This window comes from Streptomyces sp. B3I8, assembly GCF_030816915.1.
In the GTDB taxonomy this organism is placed as follows: domain Bacteria; phylum Actinomycetota; class Actinomycetes; order Streptomycetales; family Streptomycetaceae; genus Streptomyces.
Map to the genome: position 1 here is coordinate 2,991,858 of NZ_JAUSYN010000002.1, position 16,483 is coordinate 3,008,340.

The following is a 16,483-nucleotide window of genomic DNA, read 5'->3' on the forward strand; positions in this document are numbered from 1 at the left end:
CCACCGCGTCTCCCCACCCCCTGCGGGAAGACCGGAACCGGGATCGCCGTCCACACCGGACGCCACGCGGGACACGGACGCCCCCGCCACCACGGAAACCACCGCGACCACGGAAGCGGCCATGGCCGCCGCCCGGGCGGACCTGACGCGCCTGCTCTTCGCGGGCCCCGACCACGACCGTACCCACGGCACCTGGCGGCGACTGGTCGGCGGCCCGGCCTTCACATACCGCCCCGGCCTCTCCCCCGCCGAGCGCGCCGCGCTGTCCTACGACCGCCTGCGCCTCCTCAACGACGCCCTGACCGCCGAGGACCCCGCCGCTCCCGCGCGGTTCGCGGCCGATCCGCACCGGCTGGCGGCGCTGCACGAGTGGATCGGCCCGGTGGACGGCGGCCTGACGACACTGGCGAGCATCCACTACAACCTGTTCCTGGGCAGCCTCGTCGACCACGACCGTCGCGGGGAAGACCACGACCGCGGGGAAGACCACCGCGGCGACGACCGCGACCGCGAGGACGGTCACGGGCCCGCGGCGGCCGGGAAGGCCGGGACGCGGGATCTCTCCCCCTTCACCGCCATGCGCCGCATCGGCACGTTCCTGTGCACGGAGTTGGAGCACGGCAACGATGTCGCCGCGATGGAGACCGTCGCCGTACTGGACCGCGAGCACGGCTGCTTCGACCTGCACACACCCACGCCGGGCGCGGCCAAGTTCATGCCGAACACCAGCCTGACCGGCGGCCCCAAGACGGCCGTCGTCGCCGCCCGGCTCTTCATCGACGGCGAGGACCAGGGCATCTTCCTCTTCCTCACCCCGCTCAGCGACGAGCACGGTCACCTGCCCGGCATCACGGTCCGACGCCTGCCCGAGCGCACCGGCACGCCCGTCGACCACTGCCTGACCTCCTTCGATCACGTACGGCTGCCGCGCGAGGCCCTGCTCCAGGGCGAGCACGGGCGGCTGACCCCCGACGGCTCGCTGACCAGCGCGCTCGGCAACCGGCGCAAGCGGTTCCTGCGCTCCATAGGCCGGGTCACGATGGGCAAGCTGTGCATGAGCGCGGGCACGCTGGGCATGGCCCGCGCGGCCCTCACCATCGCCGTCCGGCACGCGCACAGCCGCCGCATCGCAGGCCCGCGCGCGGGCGAACGCCTACCGGTCGCCGCCCACCGCAGCCACCACGGCCGACTGCTCGACGCCCTGGCGACGGCGTACGCGATGACGTTCCTGCACCGCACGGTGGTGGCCCGGTTCGCCGCACAACCCGACGCCGGCTCGCGGAACCGGGCGGAGCAGGAGGAGCGCGAGGAGATCGAGCGGCTCGCGGCGGTCGCGAAGGGCTGGATCACCTGGCAGGCCCGGGACATCGCCATCGAGTGCCGCGAACGCTGCGGCGCCCAGGGCCTGTTCCCGGCCAACGGCATCTCCGACCTGCCGGCCAACATCGAGGGCGGCATCACGGCCGAGGGCGACAACCTGGTGATCTGGGTGAAGGCGGCGTCGGAGATGGTCTTCGGCCACCGCGTCCCGCTCCCGCCCGCCCGCACGGTCCCCGGCGACGTGGACGACCCGGCCTTCCTGCGCGACCTGCTGGTGCACGCCGAGTCGATCTGGCAGAAACGTGCCCGCACGGCCCTGCGCGAGGGCCCGTCGGGCGACCCGACGGGCCGCTGGAACGCCACGTCGACACCGGCGCTGGAGATGGTCGAGGCCCACGCCTGCCGCACGGCCGCCGACGCGTTCCTCGCCGCCGCCGACCGCGCCACGGACCCCACGGCCCGGACCCTCCTGCGGGCCCTGTGCCGGATCTTCCTCCTCCGCCGCCTGCGCGAGCACACCGGCGACCTGCTGGCCGAGGGCCTGCTCACCCCCGACCAGGTACGGGCCCTGCCGCGCGCCCTCGACACGGCCACCGCCGAGGCGGCTCCCCACCTGCCCACCCTCGCCGAGGCCTTCGACCTGCCCCCGGACCTGCTGGCCACGATCCCGCTCGCGAGCGGCGCCGGCATCACCCGCACCCTGGAGGAGCAGCCCTGAGGCATCGGCGGCCCGCACACGGGAATGCCCGTGGTACGGCTGCGACGGCCGTACCACCGGCAACGGGCCCGCGGCAGGCGATCGCGCAGCCGCCCCGTCGGCCCCTCTCCCGTCCGGCCCCGCCCGCTCCTCCGGCGGCCCGGCGGAACCTGATCCGCCCGTCGGCGACACGGCGGTCGCGACGCCGGCGCCTGGCCGAGGCCAGTTGGATGAAGACGGACACGGCGACAGTGCCTACGGTGACGACCAGGATCAGGGCGTCCACGGTGGTCGCCCGGGTCACGGCGTACGTGGCCGCGCGCACCTGGCGTACGGCGGGGAACTGCGCCGCCGGGGACTCAACCGCGAGGCCCGCGGCTACCTGTCCGCCGCCCGCGACCGCTTCGAGGAGCTCGGCGCCCGCACGTGGCAGGCCCGGGCGGCGGAACTCCGCGCCACCGGTATGACGCGCGTGGGCCGGGGCAGGGCGGGCACCGCCCTCACCCCCCAGGAGTCCGAGGTCGCGAGGCCGGCGGCGTCGGGACTGTCCAACCCGCAGATCGCCTCGCGCCTGTTCCTCTCCCCGCGCACCGTGTCCTCGCACCTGTACCGCGTCTTCCCCGAGCCGGGGATCGCCTCCCGCGCGGAACTCCGCGACGCCCTCGAGGGCCGCGAGGCCGGGGACACCGTCGCCTCCCCCCAGCCGGACCAGCCGCCGTCCGCGTGCCGCCGAAGCCGTGAGCTGCCCGGCGTAGCCACCCCGCTGCGAGCGACCCGCTGTAAGCGACCCACCCGGCGGTTGTCAGTCGGTTGACGGAGGCCGCCGGCGCGTCCGCCGGGCCATCGTGGAGACATCGCGGAGCGGCACGGCGACCGTCGACGCCGACCCGGTCGACGCCGCCCTCCTCACCGTCCGCCACCCCTGACCGGCCACCGGGCCGTCCCTCTGCTCCGCACCCACGCGAACACCCGGACACCCGGACACCCGGACACCCGGACACCCGGACCCGAAAGACAGGTGTCACCATGACCGCGGATCGGCGCCCGGGACACCGACCGCGGCCGCGAGGCGGCGGACCGAATCGGCGCTTCCTTCGTCCAGTTGGACGTGACCGACGGCGTCTCGGCCAAGGCTGCCGTCGAGACACTGCGCGCCGAAGTCGGCCACCTGGACGTCCTGATCAACAACGCGGGGACCGCACCCGCCGACATGACGGCGGACCACATACGCCACGTCTACGAGACCAACGTCTTCGGACTCGTCCGCGTCACCCGCGCCTTCCTCCCCCTGCTGCGCGCGTCGGCCGCCACCCCGTCCGTCGTCAACGTCACCAGCGGGGTCGGCTCGTTCGCGCTCGTCCACGACCCCGAGCGCGTCGAGTCGCGCTACCCGCTCGCCGCCTACGGCTCCTCGATAAGCGCGGTCACCATGCTGACCGTGCAGTACGCCCGGACGATCCCCGAGGTCCGCTTCAACGCGGTCGACCCCGGCCGGACGGCGACGGAGTTCACCGGCCGCGTCGGCCACACTGTCGAGGAGGGCGCGGAGGCGGCGGTCCGCGTCGCCCCCCCTCTGCCCCGACACCCCCACCGGCACACTGACCGACCGCGAGGGCCCGCTGCCCTGGTGACCCCGGCCGCCGGGCACAATCAACGCCACGACTCCGCTACGACGTCCACGACGTCCACGACGTCCACGACGTCCACGACCCAAGGAAACGAGCCCCCATGAGCGGCAACGCACCGACACCGGACTCCCAGGACCCGCAGAGCCTCCAGGCCTTACAGGCGGCGCTGGGCGCCCGCGCCCGTCTGCGGCAGTGGGCGGAGAGCGCCCACCTGCTCGACCTGCTGCGCGCGGCCTCCGCCGAGGGATGGCTGGAGGCCCTGACCCGCCCCGTCACCGTCGAGGACCTCGCCGCCCTCGGCGGCGTCCCGGCCGAACGCGCCCGCCGGACGGTCGAGGTCCTCCTCGCCGCCGACGTGATCCGCGAGGCCGGGACCACTCCCCCCGCCTACACACTGAACGGCGACTTCGCCGCCCTCCAGGCGGGCGCCTCCGGACTGGGAACGGACATCGCCCTCGACGCCGTCGCCGCCTCCCGCGACCGCGTCCGCACCGCGCTCTCGACGAGCGGCACGCCGTACGACTGGCAGGAGGACGCGCTGGTCGTCGCCCGCGACTGGGGCATGCTCCCCACGGACGCGTCACGCGCCCTGTTCGGCATGGCCTACGCCGAACTGCCGGACTACCACGAGCGGCTGACCGGGGGCGGTCCCCTCCTGGACGTGGGCAGCGGCGTCGGCGGCGCCCTGCTCAGCACCCTGACGGCATACCCGGCCCTCCGCGCCGTCGCCGTCGAACGTGCCGCCGACGTCGCCGAGGAACTGCGCGACCGCGCGGAAGCCGCCGGCGTCGCCTCCCGCCTGGAGATACGCCGGACCGATGCCCGGCACTTCGAGGACGAGGCCGCCTACACCGTCTGTTACTGGGCCCAGGCCTTCTTCCCCCACGACGCCCGCGCGGCCACCCTCGCCGCCGTGCGGCGCGCCCTCACCCCCGGCGGCCTCCTCCTCGCCCAGGAACTGGCCCCGCCCCCGGACGACTCACCCTCCGCCCGCCTGAGCGCCGCCCTGGAGCGCCCTCGTGGCCGACAGCCGCGGCATCCCTCCGGTCGTGCGCGCGGAGTCCCTGGCCGAGGAATTCCAGACCGCCGGCTTCACCGACGTCAAGGTGATCCCCACCCCCGTGGGCCGCCTGGTCCTGGCCCGCCGCGACACCACCCACTGACTCCCACCGCCACTGGGCCCGGCCGACCGGCCGCAACATCCCCCGCACACCCCGCAGCCCACCCGCTACACTGACGGCGGCGAGCCCACCCTCACCGGTGACCCGCCACCCCGTCGACGGACATGTCGCCCCCACCGCGCACACGCCCACCGACGGAACCCCGCCTTCGTAGCTCAGGGGATAGAGCACCGCTCTCCTAAAGCGGGTGTCGCAGGTTCGAATCCTGCCGGGGGCACCAGCCAAAAGGCCCCGGACCGATCATGGTCCGGGGCCTTTGACATCCACTTCTGACATCAACGCGGGCGGTCACCCGCGATCAGGAGCGACCGGGGCGCCTCTTCCTGAGCAGCCGGTCCATATGGCTCATGGCCTCCCGCTGCGTGTCCTGCACGACGTGCGTGTACACGTCCATGGTGATGCTGATCTGCGAGTGCCCCAGGATCTCCATCACGACGCGGGGCGCGACCCCGGCGGCCGTCAGGAGCGTGGCCGTACCGTGCCGAGCATCGTGCAGCCGGATCACCCGGAGGCTGGCGAACTCGTCGATGAGTTGAGAGCCGTACGACCTCACGGCTGGCACTCTCGTCGTGCTGTCGGAGGGCGGCCCCCACGCGGGCGCCGGAGTTGTGAACCGCATGGCGGGCGATCGGAGTTACCGTCAGCCATGCCGTGGGGCACCCGGACCCCAGGCAGGCGACCGCCGAGGAAGCGTCGCTACTCGGCGTCCAGAAAGCCGCGCTCGTGACGCACATCCGGCGAACTACTACAGCGACGCCGGGCGGCCCGTTGAGACAGCCGACATCGTGGTGCCCGCCGCTCACTGCGAGATCGTCTATGAGATCCCGATCAGCCGTTGAGGAGACCGGAGGTAGTCACATGCCTGACGGCCGCTGCTACCTCAGGGCGCCATCGGGATCATCCAGGGCGGATCGTGCCAGTTCGCGGAAGTGACTCAAGCTCGGCCAAGAGGAGGGTACGTGCGGTGGCGGGTCGTCCCGTCTGCTTGGTTCCAGTCCTTGGCCTACGAGGGCGCTACGCAGGATGAATCCGTACCTCCGTGCTACTGCTCTGGCTTCTGCGGCCACACTGTCAGGCCCCGCCAAAGCCACGGCACTTTCGGCCTTCGAAAGTGCCGACATGAGGCGGCGAGCCTCGGCAGCCCGCTCCGGCAGGTCCGCCGGGGCCGAGTCCTCTGCCCGGGTAAGGGCGGATACCGCTGGAGCAAGTTCATCTGTCGCGTTCACGAACCGGACGTAGGCATCAGCGCGAGCCTGCCGCCGCCAGTGCTCGTGCTGCGAGCGGCGCTGAAGGTTCCCCGTGCTCCTCGCCGCGCGTATGACCCCGAAGGCACCAAGCCCTGCTCCAACGACCGCCGCAGTGGCGGCGATTGACGCCGTTCCCCCTAGATTCATTGGCCCATTATGCCAAGCGCTGACACTGCGTCAGTGCTGGACTCTGACATCCACGGCTGACATCAACGAGGCCGGAAGGCGGCATACAGCAGCGCCCCTGGATGACCGTCGGACCAGCCGATGACGGCACCAGGGGCGGGTGTAGATCGAACTCCTAAAGCGGGTGTCGCAGGTTCGAATCCTGCCGGGGGCACACGGCACAGGGCCGGTCCAAGGGGTTTGATCCCTCGAACCGGCCCTGCTGCGTGATCACATCCGCGCCCCGGTGTGCTCCCACCAGACCAGTGCTCTGCCGTCAGCCTTCGTGGGTCACCCTCGGGCGGGTGACCGGCACGACGGTGAGGAGATCGTCCAGCCCTTTGAAGTCGTCGGGGTTGGTGGTGAAGAGGGGAAGGCCTTCAACCACAGCGATGGCAGCGATCATCAGGTCGGCCGCCCGGCGACGTGGCTTGCGGCCGGCGCTGACCACTGCGGCACAGATACGGCCGTAGATGCGGGCAGCTTCGGCATCGAAGGGGATGGGGGTCGAACTCGTTCTCGGCGCGTTGCAGGACGTCGAGCCTGCGGGCCGTTCCGCGTGTTCGTCGTAACCGCTCTGTTCGTCGTTGCGGCGGACCTCGTGCGGACCGGCGGACGACTCGGCCAGGGTGACAGCGGTGATCGCCATCTCGTCCGGTAGCTCCTCGGGGGTCACCCAGCGGCGCAGAATCATGTTGTCGGTGTCGAGGAGGCCCTGCTGATGCGTCGAACGATCAGCGGTCATAAGGATCGTCCAGGTAGGTGTCGGCTGTCGCGTCCTGATCGGCACGGAACCTGTCGAGGTCGATGCCGGGGGCGCTCCTGGACATCGCGGCGAATTCCTGGCGGGAGACGAACCGGTGGCGTCGACGCAGCGGAACGAGTTGGCCGATCGGATGTCCGTCGCGGGTGACGGTGAGCGACTGACCGCCCTGTACGGCATCCATGATCTCCCGGGGCCGGCTGCGTAGATCCCGTTGGTTAATTTCGGGCTGAACGCCCATATCGACCGAGGTAGCACCGTGTGCTACCGGGTGACACAGGACGGCTGCCCGAGACTCACGCCCGCCGTCGCGCCAGTTGACGACAGCAGTCGGAGCGGGCTCGGATCGGACTCCTGAAGCGGGTGACGCGAGTTCGGATCCTGCCGGGGTACAACGCGTTACCGCCCTGTGCTGAGGTTTCTCCCCCCGTGGAGGGGTCCTACTCGGCCTCGGACTCCTCGTCCGGGGCCGCTTGCATAAGCGGCCTGACCGCCCAGCTTTGGCGTCTCTTCTGATCAGAACCACACCCGGCACAGCTTCGGTCGAGATCCTTCACATCGTCGAGCTCGGGCTCCACTTCGGGCGCGGCGGTCTCGAGAACTCGAATGCGGTCAGGAACTCGTAGCGCCAGCGCGGGACACCGTCGGACTCGTACGGAGTCGAGGCGCACTCCCGTGACTGTTCCTGACTGTCTGGCCGACCTCATACCGGGCCGAGTTGACAGTCAATGCGGCTGGTCAGCTCGGTGCGGCGGGCGCGCAGTTCGGCCGGGGCGCATGTGAGGGCGATCCGGTGGGCTTCGACCAAAGGGCCGAGCTCGGGTGGGGGCTCGACCACGCCGGAGAAGAGCGGCGCCAACCACGCGGCTGTCGGCGCCTGCGCCTCCGGCCCGTCCGGCGAGGCGACCGGGAGGGGCGGGAGGTGGCCGGCCTGTCCGTGGACCATGCGGGCGGTGAGGATGGCAGCCTCCCAGACGCGCATGCTCTCCAGGCGCACTTGTGAGGCCAGTTCATCGCGCAGCGCACACAGGTCGCTCCACGCCCGCTCATGCTCACGCAGGGCATCCCCGACTCGTCGTACCAGCCAGGCATACGTCAGCCTGGCCCGCAGCAGGCCACGGCGGGCCTCGGCCGCGCTGTCCGCGTAGGGATTGTGGGCGACGACCTTCATGGCCACGGCCGTGATCGCGAGCATCAGCATCAGTACGGCGACCCATCCGGGCGCATAGCGGGCGCCCTCGACCTCCTCCGTGCCCGTGTCACGGGCCCTCAGTGCCGCCCAGACGGTGACCGTGGACAACACCGCGGCCAGGTAGAGGGCCGGCAGGGCGAGCGAACCGAGCAAGGACAGCATCAGGCGGCGGTCGCGGAGGTCGTGCAGCCACTCGCGTACCCGGTGCAGCGGGTCCGCGATCGCGTGGCCGGACAGCATCAGGGCCAGGGCCAGCACGACACCGGGCAGGAAGGAGACCGTCTGCTCGGCCAGTGAGACCGTCTCCTCGCTGGTGGTGAGGTACTGGAAGACCCGCGTGAAGTACCACGCGTCGAACAGGGCCATGGCGGCGATGACCGGCCAGCGCAAGACCCGTATCCACAGGTGGCGGCGGCGCCGGTCGTGGGCGCCGTCCTCCGCGTGGCGGGATTCGACTGCCTCGTGGGCCACTCGGGTCTTCCGGAGAGAGGCTGCGGCCTCGAAGCGAGCCAGCGACTGGACCGCCTCCTCGGTCCGGGCGTGCGCGTCGATCGTACGGGCCCGGGCAGCGGCGAGTTGCTCACGGTTGTGGCCGACGAGCTCGGCTACCTCGCGGGCCGCACGCAGCAGCATCCGCATTTCACCGTTGTCCAGGTGTTCCGGTTCCCGTTCGGGACCGTGCTCCGCGCTTGCCACCAGGTGCCGGATGTCGCATCCACAGCCGTGGTGGCAGGGGATGCCGCGATGGGTCTGGGACATGGACGACGTCCTTTTCTGCGATCTTTACGCGATCTTTTTGTGATGTGTTTCGCGGCGGGCCGCGGGTGGAGTCGGGTCGGTCAGCGGCGCACCGTCACGGTGATCTCCACACGGCGGTTGCACGCCATGGCCGCGAAGTCCGGTACACCGTCGTGGTACTCAGGGGCGCAGCTGGGCCGGTCGTCGGAGTAGCCACGGGCGGACGCCACCGCGATCCCACGTTCGGCGAGGGCGGTCCGGACGGCCCGCGCGCGGGCCTGCGAGAGCTGCCTGCCGTGCTGTTCGCTGCCGCGTGAGTCGGTGTGCCCGGAGACGGCGACCGAGACGGGATCGAGGTCGTCGATGCGCCGGGCGGCGTCGTCCAGCGCGCTGCGTGCCGACGGGGACAGCTCCGCGCTGTCGGTCGCGAACAGCACGGAGCCGGGCAGGGTGATCGTGGTGGTCCGCCCGGACTGCTGCTCCGCGACGGCCGGGAAGGTCACCTCCGGTTCCGTCTTGCCGGCCCGGGTGTTCTTTCCGGCCCGGCGGACCTGTGCCGCGGCGGCCACCTCGCAGGAGGAGGCGCCGGTCGCGTCGCACATCTCGCGCCAGAAGGCGGTCAGCCAGGCGGTCTGCGGAGAGGATGGCGCCTTGCCGTGGGCAGCGTGGCCGATGCCTACCAGGGTCACCTCGGTGCCTGTCAGGTCGGGCAGTTCGCCCGCCTTGCGACAGCGTGCCGCCGTCGCCTTGATCTCCGCCGTGCCATCGAACCCGGCGGAGCGCAGATCGGTGCAGCCGGTGTTCGTCAACCCGTCGGTCGCCACGACGATCCGTCGGCGGCCCCCTTTCGGGCCGAGCTGGTCGCCGGCCGCGGCGAGCGCGCCGAGCACATCGGACCGACGGGTGTCCGGCGCTTCGGCTGCCATCTGCCGCAGCCGTTGGCCCAGACAGGCGCTCCGGCCGTCGCGCCGGTCCTTCTTCAGCGTGCTGTTGCCCTTCACGGGCGTGACGGGCGCGCGGTCCACCGCCCAGGTGACGGTGGCCCTGGTGCCGTCGAAGCCGGCGGCGGACAGGGTGCCGCCCTCCAATGCCGAGGGCGAGAGGTCCGGAGCGGCCAGCGCGGTGGCCGCCAGGTCCGGTATCCGGTCGCCCAGCGGGGCGGCCCGGTCCGGCCGGACGGACGGGCTGCGGTCCAGGAGCACGACGGTTCGCGCCTGAGTGGTGTCCGCGCCGTCGGAGCCGCGGTCCAGCCAGGCGCAGGGTTTCGCTTCGGGCGTGTCGAACGCGCCGCAGCCGCTGCCCGCCAGCACGGCGGTCAGCGCCGACGCCCCTGCGAGGAGCCGGGTGAGGCGTGATCGGGTCAAGGGACTCACTGGGATCTCCAATACAGGCAAATGCACATTTGTGACTGTTCTGCGGCGGAAACAGGGGAGTTACTTGAGGTCCTCGTCCATTCCGTGCCAGGAGGTTCTCCGTGCACAGTGCCAACGCGTCCGCCGCTAACGACACCGCGGGAGAAGAGGGAGGTGCCGGTCTCCAGTCGGGGCTGACCGTTTACACGTCACTCCAGGCGTCGGCCCAGTTCGCCGACACCAAGGTGGGCATCCTCGGTGCCGTTCAAGCGGGGCTGATGGCCATGGCCGTACCGCAGGGCGGCGTGATGCGCGAGGCGTGGGAGAGGGGCGGCCCCGGCGCCTGGGCCACGGCGGTCCTGCTGTCGCTACAGGTGGCGACGTTCCTGCCCGCCGTGTACTGCGTGGTCCAGGCGCTCCGCCCCCGCTTGGGGCCGCCGCCCACCCCCAACAGGTTCAGTCTGCCGTTGCTGGCCGTTGCCGACGGCACCGCTCCGCCGGCGGACGAGGCCGGTGAACGCAAGGAGATCTGGCAACTGATCCCGGTGCTCGCCCAGGTGGTGATGACCAAGCACCGGTACATCGCCAGGGGTGTCGTCTGGACGGGGCTGATGGCAGTGACGGCCGGGCTGTCCTTCCTCACCCGTGCGCTGCCGGCCTGATCCCCCCGCGCCATCGCCTCAGCCCCGGGCCGTCCTGGCCCGGGGCAGCGGCTCCGGGGGCTCGCGACCGGGTCCCAGTTCGCCCGGCAGTGGCAGCCCGAACAACCGCATGGCGTGGCCGAGTTGACGCTCGTTCGTGGCGACGAACTCGAAGAGGTCCTGCGCCTGGTACGCCTTCGACTGGCCCTCCAGGAGCTTGACGAACGTCTCGACCTGGTGCTGCCGCTGCCGGAACATCTCGCCGACCTCGGTGGCTGCCTTGTCCGGCTGCTCGGCCAGCAGCACCGCCCATGGCGTCAGCCAGGCAAGCGCGTCGTCGTTCTGCGACACTCCGGTCAGCCCGCCGGCGAGGAACGCCCGCCACTTCTCGGCGACCTCGCTCAGCAGCCGTACCTGGAGCGCCGACTTCGCGTACCGGTGCTCGATGTCCTGGAGTTCCAGAGCAGCCTTGCGCTGCTGTTCCAGTACTTCCGGCGCCGGCTGGAACTGGGCGACGGTGCGACAGTTCACCAGCCCGTTCTCGAAGCATTCTCCCTCCCTCAGGTGGTCGTTGACGGCGCGCTCGGCCTCCTCGGCACGGAACGGCTCGTAGCGGCGGGCGATGTCACGGATCCGCTCGGTGAGCCGTTCGGGCATGACCGCCTGGTAGCCGTCGAGGGCACGACCGAGCGTCTGCTCGTCGAGGCGCCCCTCGGCGCACCAGTCGCAGCGGATCTCGACCTGGAAGCCGAAGCCGTCGCCCTTGGCAGGGGTTTCGAACCTGACGGTCGAGCTGCGATGCACCGACACGGTCTCCGGTACCTGGACCGCCACGGCTTCGAAGGGCGTGCTGTACACCGGCCGGCCGCCGAACATGCCTCGCAGCCAGGCGAACGGGCCACGACGCGTTGTGCTGGTCACATCGACCACCTCTCCTCCAGAAGTGACTTGACATGCAGGGCTGTGCTGCCGTCGGGGAGTTGGTGATCCCACAGCCGCAGGTGGAACAGCAGCCGCTCCCGCAGCCGGTCGCCCTCGGCGTCCGGCTCGGGCAACTCGGCGAAGAACCCGGCCACCAGCTCGTCGAGGCCCGGCTCGTCCCCGGCCCGCTCCACCCACAGCCGCATGCAGTTCCAGCCACACTGTCGGTGTGCACGGCTGCTGCTGAGCAGGGTCCGCCGGCTCAGCAGCAGCAGATGCTCACGGGGCCCCGGCTCCTTGAGGAAGGCGGTGACCGCTCGCTCGCCCCGGAACCTGCTGAGCCCCTGGAAGCACTTCGCCGCATCGTCGCGCAGCCAGTGGCGTGACGACGTGGACCACTGGGCCAGCCGTTCCAGCACCTGGGCCCGTGATCCGGCCGCGTAGATCTCCCGTACCGCGTCCCAGACGCTCCTCGTCCCCGTCCCGGCGATCCGCTCCAGACTGTTCAGTGCCTCCGCGGGGAACTGTGCGCCGATGCGCGTGCCGTACGCGACCTTGGCACACGCCTGGAAGTCACGGCGCTGGGACCAGCGCGACAGCAGGCGCTGAACGCGGGGGGCGAGCAGCGGATCGGTCACCGCCCGTTCCAGCGCCCAGGCCGCGGCGAACCGCCGTCGGTCGGCGTGCTCCCGTGCGGACGCCCAGCGGACGAGCAGTTCCTCGCGCACGTAGGCCCAGTCGAAGGTGGCCAGCAGACCGACCGTCTGGGCGGCGGACACCTGGATGTCCTCCTCGCCCCGGACGACGAGGCCGTCCAGCCACTCCAGCAGGGGTCCACGCGCGCCGCTGTGGTCGTGCCACAGCACCTCCAGGACCGCCTCACCGAGACCGGGCTGGCTGACCCGCACCAGGCACTCCGGGTGCCTGGACCCGACCGGTTGCCCGGTCCGGTCGGTGAACTCCACGTCGGAGTGGTCGAGCCAGTCCCGTACGCTCTCCTCGAACAGCGGCATCGCCGGAGCCGAGGAGGGTGAGCGCACCCCGTGCAGCAGCTCGGCGAGCCGGTGGGACTCCCGGCTGACCCGGCTCAGCGTGGTCCCGTCGAGCACCACGCAGGCCAGCAGGAACGCGCGCGACCACATGGACGGCTGCTGCCTGTTGGCCCCGTCGGCCGCGTCTGTCCCCGGTGGTCCGAGGAGCCTCACCGCCTTGGCCCGCAGCTCGGCTCCCAGCCCCTGCACGATCTGGTCGACGTCGTCGCCGTCACGCACCCGCTGTGCCAGTTGGCCGGCCAGCCCAGCGACCTCGGCCATGGACCTGCGCCCGCGCAGGTCCTCCCGCAGGCCCTCGTGCTCCAGCAGTTTGCGGCAGTCCAGCGGCCGGTCGGCGAGCAGTACCGTCAGGTGCCGCTCCAGCACCTCGTACGGCATCCCGCTCGTCACCTCGTGCTCGACCACATGCCCGGTGAGACTTCCGACCGGCACGTGGTCGTCGACGATGATCACCAGTGGGGAACGGCCGTACGTCGCTGCCCGCAGCCGTATGAGCAGCTGAGGGCGCAGTTCGTTCGCCCACTCCGTGCCGTCGCCTTCGATGACATGGCCCCGGCTCGGCTGAAGGCCCCCGTCGTCGGTGACCAGCCGACGCACGCCCGCCTGCGAGTCCAGGACGACGACGCCGGTGTCCATCGCCTGTCGCACGGCGAGCAGTGCCATGGTGTAACGCCCGGAGCCGGGGGCCCCACGCAGCACCGCGACCCCGTGTTCGGTCAGGTGGTCGACCAGCGCGGTGTGTGTGGCCGGTGCGACGTACCGCTCGCGCAGCCGGTCAAGGTCGTCCTCCGGGACCCGGCCGTCGACAGGGTCGACGGCCGGAGTGCCGTAGTAGTTCTTGTAGATCGTCCCGGCCGCGTCACCGCTGCCGAAGCCGACGGCTCTCGCCTCGACTCCCCCGTCCACGAGGGTGTGCGCCAGACCGCGTTCCCGCAACTGCCGGATGTGATCGGCCTGTTCGTCGGACGTCTCCATGCCGGCGGGTGTGGCTGCGGCCTCCTCCTCGTCGACGGACGGCTCAGCCGGAAGCGGGTCCATGTGTTCGTGCACGGGTTCGGTCTTGTCGTCCATGTCTCACTCACCATCACCCGTAGTACTTCTTGTGCATGGTCCTGGCCGCGTCGCCGCTGCCGAAGTGGAAGACGCCGCCCTTGTTCTTCTGCACCACGTTGGTGGGCGCGGGAGCCGCCGCCTCCTCCGTCTCCGGGTCGGCCACGAGCGGCTCCAGTTCCTCCCGGCCGTGCTCCGGTACGTGGATCCAGCCGTAGCCGCTGAACTCCTTCTGGTGAACGTGCACCCTGACGTACCGGCTCGGATCCAGTCCCTGGCCCTCGCCTCGAAGCCGGACCACGTCCTGGTAGATCCGGTCGGAAACGATCACCGCGAGATCGGTCGAGCCGAGAGCCTCCAGCACGTGCTTCAGCTGGGGCGCGTTGAGATAGCGCGCGACGGAGACGGGGGCGGGCCCGCTGTGGCCGAGAGCGGCTGTGCGGGCCACTCCGAAGTCGATGGCGAGCCGGAGCCTCATCCGCTCCTCTTCGGCGCGGTTGGCGTTGCGCTCGCCGAGCCGGACGGCCAGGTTCCGTACGAAGCTGCCGAGTACCAGAGGTTCCTGAGTTCCGAGCGGCAGCACGGCGAATTCCTGATCGCCCTGCGGTTGGCGTTCCCAGGCCGTGCGGTCCAGGCCGCTGAGTACCGCCGCCTCTTCCAGCACTCGCACCAGGTCGGTTTGGAAGGCCTCCTGGCTCGGGGTGTCGAGGCGGCTGTACTTCTCCACGTCGGCAGCCATGCACAGATGCCGCGTGATGATTTCCCGTGAATGCGATTGCGATGTCATGGACTCAGTCACCCGTCTGCCGTGGTCGAACGAGGTCGGGCGTCAACTGTGCGCCCGGAGACGGGGAACACCGAGTGGGTCGTAGAAATACGGTTTTCGGCAGGCGGGGCAGGCGACACCCCTGTTACGGGACGGCTGCGGGCAGCCGGGCGACTGCCCGCAGCCGGAGCAGGTCGAGGACAGTGGTGCGGCGGTAGCCGGTGGTGATGAGGTCGTCCCTGCGCAGTTCGGCGAGCGCCTTGTGGATGGTGACCTCCGCCGAGCCGGCGAGCGCGGCCAGTTCCGGCTGGGTGAGGTCGACCCCTATGACCAGCCCGCGGGGCACCGGATGACCGTACGAGGTCGCCAGTTCGGCGAGCACGCGGGCAAGCCGTACCTTGACCGGATATCCCCCGAACTCCACTCGCCGTTGGTTCGACCAGCGCAGCCGCTGCACGACGATCCGGTTGACCGCGCGCGCCGCCTCGGGGTGGAGTTCGAGGAACGCCCGAAGGTCGGACTCTCGGACGATACTGGCGACGACCTCTCCGCAGGCGGTGACCGTGGCCGACCTCGGCGCACCGTCGTCCATGGCGGCCATCTCGCCGACTATGTCCCCTCCGACGCGGATGGCGAGCAACGACTCGTGGCCGTTGTCCAAGCGAGCGGTGACCTTGACGAATCCGGAGCGCAGAAGAATCACATGGTTGGAGAAGTCGCCCTCGCGGAGCAGGATGTCCTCGGGCAGGTAGCGGCAGCGGGTACCGATCCGGAGCAGCTCGATACGGACGGGTTCCGACAGGCCACCGAGGAAGCTGCGGGCGGGCCACCCTTCGAGGCCCTGGGATGGAAACTGCGGCGTCAAGGGCGCTCCTCTCCTTCTCCGCACCACTTTGATCTGCTTCTGATCCGTGCGAATCAGCTGTTCCAGAGAAGCAGTTGACAGGGGACCGGGACAGAGTGTGCGGAGGGTCCACTTGATGCGCCGGGCGCGCATCAGGGGCGCACGCCAGGACGATGAGCGCCTATGCAGCAGCCTCGACTGCTGCGCCGATGGCGGCGGACGGGGAAGTGGTACCAGTACGTCGCCACGAGCCGGTACGCCAGGACGTAGGCGTCCGCCGCCATGCCCGCGGGCCTGCCCGCAGAACAGCACCAGTGCGCGCGGAGCCGTGCGTTGCTCCCCTTCGAAACCCTCGAACCACCTGACGCCCTCGTCCGCAGGTCTCAGCCCCTGTGCGAGTTCGTTGAGGATCACCTCGTGTGCGTACGGCACAGGCTTCCACTCCCGCGGTCCGGACCGACGGTACGCGCACGGTACCCCGCAGGCAGCACGGTTTTCCGCGCCCTGACGGCGCAGCCACCTGACGCAAGCAGGCCTCTCCGGGGCGAAGCCGCGCGGCAGGCCTTCCGGGAGGCCCGCGTTCCACGAGTGCGTGTCCCGCTGAGTGACAGCGCGGACGAACAGCGGCAGACAAGCACAGATTCCAGTGGGCCGTTCCACCAGGTGAGAGCCGGATCAGCCCAAGGTCATGCGCCCGCCCAGGTCGCCTCTGGACGAAAGGTTTCAAAGTTCAAGGGTCCGCGACGGCGGCGGCGCAATGCTCGCTCCGCGAGTCCGGTACCTCGCTTGGTCAGGTCTGGGTGGGCATGAAGCCGCTGCGGGTGGTGCCCGAGGACAGCAGGGCGGGCCAGTCGAGTGTCTCGGGCAGGTGGTCGAGACACAGGACGACCGCTCCGCCGGCTTGCTCGGCATCCACGCAACAGTCG

13 protein-coding genes, 1 tRNA gene and 3 pseudogenes are annotated in these 16,483 nt (G+C 70.9%); 7 read left to right on the forward strand and 10 right to left on the reverse strand.

Features of this window, described 5'->3' with window-relative positions; genetic code table 11:
* Positions 1-121 precede the first annotated feature (121 nt).
* From QFZ64_RS15260 to QFZ64_RS15280, 5 genes are all read left to right on the forward strand, one after another.
* The gene (locus QFZ64_RS15260) at positions 122-2,038 is read left to right on the forward strand and encodes an acyl-CoA dehydrogenase (protein WP_307066021.1); all 1,917 of its coding nucleotides are present in this window, start codon (positions 122-124) and stop codon (positions 2,036-2,038) included.
* A 205-nt stretch (positions 2,039-2,243) separates the two neighbouring features.
* Complete coding sequence (locus QFZ64_RS15265; RefSeq protein WP_307066023.1) at positions 2,244-2,831, forward strand: helix-turn-helix transcriptional regulator; 588 nt, start codon at positions 2,244-2,246, stop codon at positions 2,829-2,831.
* Positions 2,832-3,125: 294 nt separating this feature from the next.
* Complete coding sequence (locus QFZ64_RS15270) at positions 3,126-3,749, forward strand: SDR family NAD(P)-dependent oxidoreductase (protein WP_373430745.1); 624 nt, start codon at positions 3,126-3,128, stop codon at positions 3,747-3,749.
* Positions 3,746-4,882 carry a cyclopropane-fatty-acyl-phospholipid synthase family protein gene (locus tag QFZ64_RS15275; RefSeq protein WP_307066028.1) on the forward strand — a complete coding sequence of 379 codons (1,137 nt, stop codon included), beginning with the start codon at positions 3,746-3,748 and terminating at the stop codon, positions 4,880-4,882. The genes QFZ64_RS15270 and QFZ64_RS15275 overlap by 4 nt, the downstream gene beginning before the upstream one ends.
* A gap of 88 nt (positions 4,883-4,970) precedes the next feature.
* Positions 4,971-5,046: transfer RNA gene (locus QFZ64_RS15280), tRNA-Arg, on the forward strand.
* Between the two features lie 78 nt (positions 5,047-5,124).
* On the opposite strand, the pseudogene QFZ64_RS15285 reads toward QFZ64_RS15280, so the two are convergent.
* Positions 5,125-5,349 (reverse strand): annotated as a pseudogene (locus tag QFZ64_RS15285) (tyrosine-type recombinase/integrase); the annotation flags it as partial.
* A 13-nt stretch (positions 5,350-5,362) separates the two neighbouring features.
* Between QFZ64_RS15285 and QFZ64_RS15290 the strand changes: the two are divergent.
* A pseudogene (locus QFZ64_RS15290) lies at positions 5,363-5,665 on the forward strand (UTRA domain-containing protein); the annotation flags it as partial.
* 850 nt (positions 5,666-6,515) lie between these two features.
* Here the strand turns inward: QFZ64_RS15290 and QFZ64_RS15295 are convergent.
* From QFZ64_RS15295 to QFZ64_RS15310, 4 genes and pseudogenes are all read right to left on the reverse strand, one after another.
* Positions 6,516-6,983 (reverse strand): annotated as a pseudogene (locus QFZ64_RS15295) (type II toxin-antitoxin system VapC family toxin).
* Positions 6,973-7,242, reverse strand: coding sequence for a type II toxin-antitoxin system Phd/YefM family antitoxin (locus QFZ64_RS15300; RefSeq protein ID WP_307066030.1), 270 nt, complete (start codon positions 7,240-7,242; stop codon positions 6,973-6,975). The pseudogene QFZ64_RS15295 and the gene QFZ64_RS15300 overlap by 11 nt, the downstream one beginning before the upstream one ends.
* A gap of 462 nt (positions 7,243-7,704) precedes the next feature.
* A complete protein-coding gene (locus QFZ64_RS15305) occupies positions 7,705-8,952 on the reverse strand; it encodes a hypothetical protein (RefSeq protein ID WP_307066032.1) in 1,248 nt (415 codons plus the stop codon).
* 80 nt (positions 8,953-9,032) lie between these two features.
* Complete coding sequence (locus QFZ64_RS15310) at positions 9,033-10,295, reverse strand: OmpA family protein (RefSeq protein ID WP_307066034.1); 1,263 nt, start codon at positions 10,293-10,295, stop codon at positions 9,033-9,035.
* A 110-nt stretch (positions 10,296-10,405) separates the two neighbouring features.
* Here QFZ64_RS15310 and QFZ64_RS15315 point away from each other — a divergent pair, with 110 nt between their 5' ends.
* Positions 10,406-10,945 (forward strand): hypothetical protein, encoded by a 540-nt coding sequence (locus QFZ64_RS15315; RefSeq protein ID WP_307066035.1) that lies wholly within the window; start codon positions 10,406-10,408, stop codon positions 10,943-10,945.
* 18 nt (positions 10,946-10,963) lie between these two features.
* Here the strand turns inward: QFZ64_RS15315 and QFZ64_RS15320 are convergent, their stop codons facing one another.
* The 5 genes from QFZ64_RS15320 to QFZ64_RS15340 form a co-directional block, all read right to left on the reverse strand.
* Positions 10,964-11,845, reverse strand: a complete 882-nt coding sequence (locus QFZ64_RS15320) for a hypothetical protein (protein ID WP_307066037.1) — start codon at positions 11,843-11,845, stop codon at positions 10,964-10,966.
* Entirely contained in the window at positions 11,842-13,968 is a 2,127-nt protein-coding gene (locus QFZ64_RS15325; protein ID WP_307066039.1) for a hypothetical protein, read from the reverse strand. The genes QFZ64_RS15320 and QFZ64_RS15325 overlap by 4 nt, the downstream gene beginning before the upstream one ends.
* 13 nt (positions 13,969-13,981) lie before the next feature.
* Entirely contained in the window at positions 13,982-14,686 is a 705-nt protein-coding gene (locus QFZ64_RS15330; protein WP_307066041.1) for a hypothetical protein, read from the reverse strand.
* A gap of 172 nt (positions 14,687-14,858) precedes the next feature.
* Positions 14,859-15,578 carry a Crp/Fnr family transcriptional regulator gene (locus tag QFZ64_RS15335; protein ID WP_307066043.1) on the reverse strand — a complete coding sequence of 240 codons (720 nt, stop codon included), beginning with the start codon at positions 15,576-15,578 and terminating at the stop codon, positions 14,859-14,861.
* A gap of 769 nt (positions 15,579-16,347) precedes the next feature.
* Positions 16,348-16,473 (reverse strand): hypothetical protein, encoded by a 126-nt coding sequence (locus QFZ64_RS15340; RefSeq protein ID WP_307066045.1) that lies wholly within the window; start codon positions 16,471-16,473, stop codon positions 16,348-16,350.
* Positions 16,474-16,483: the final 10 nt, after the last annotated feature.

What these genes read in the sequence shown, in the direction of transcription:
- QFZ64_RS15275 (WP_307066028.1), top strand. Translation starts at nt 3,746, where the DNA reads ATGAGCGGCAACGCACCGACACCGGACTCCCAGGACCCGCAGAGCCTC.
- QFZ64_RS15325 (WP_307066039.1), bottom strand. Translation starts at nt 13,968, where the DNA reads ATGGACGACAAGACCGAACCCGTGCACGAACACATGGACCCGCTTCCG.
- QFZ64_RS15330 (WP_307066041.1), bottom strand. Translation starts at nt 14,686, where the DNA reads ATGGCTGCCGACGTGGAGAAGTACAGCCGCCTCGACACCCCGAGCCAG.
- QFZ64_RS15260 (WP_307066021.1), top strand. Translation starts at nt 122, where the DNA reads ATGGCCGCCGCCCGGGCGGACCTGACGCGCCTGCTCTTCGCGGGCCCC.
- QFZ64_RS15300 (WP_307066030.1), bottom strand. Translation starts at nt 7,242, where the DNA reads ATGGGCGTTCAGCCCGAAATTAACCAACGGGATCTACGCAGCCGGCCC.
- QFZ64_RS15305 (WP_307066032.1), bottom strand. Translation starts at nt 8,952, where the DNA reads ATGTCCCAGACCCATCGCGGCATCCCCTGCCACCACGGCTGTGGATGC.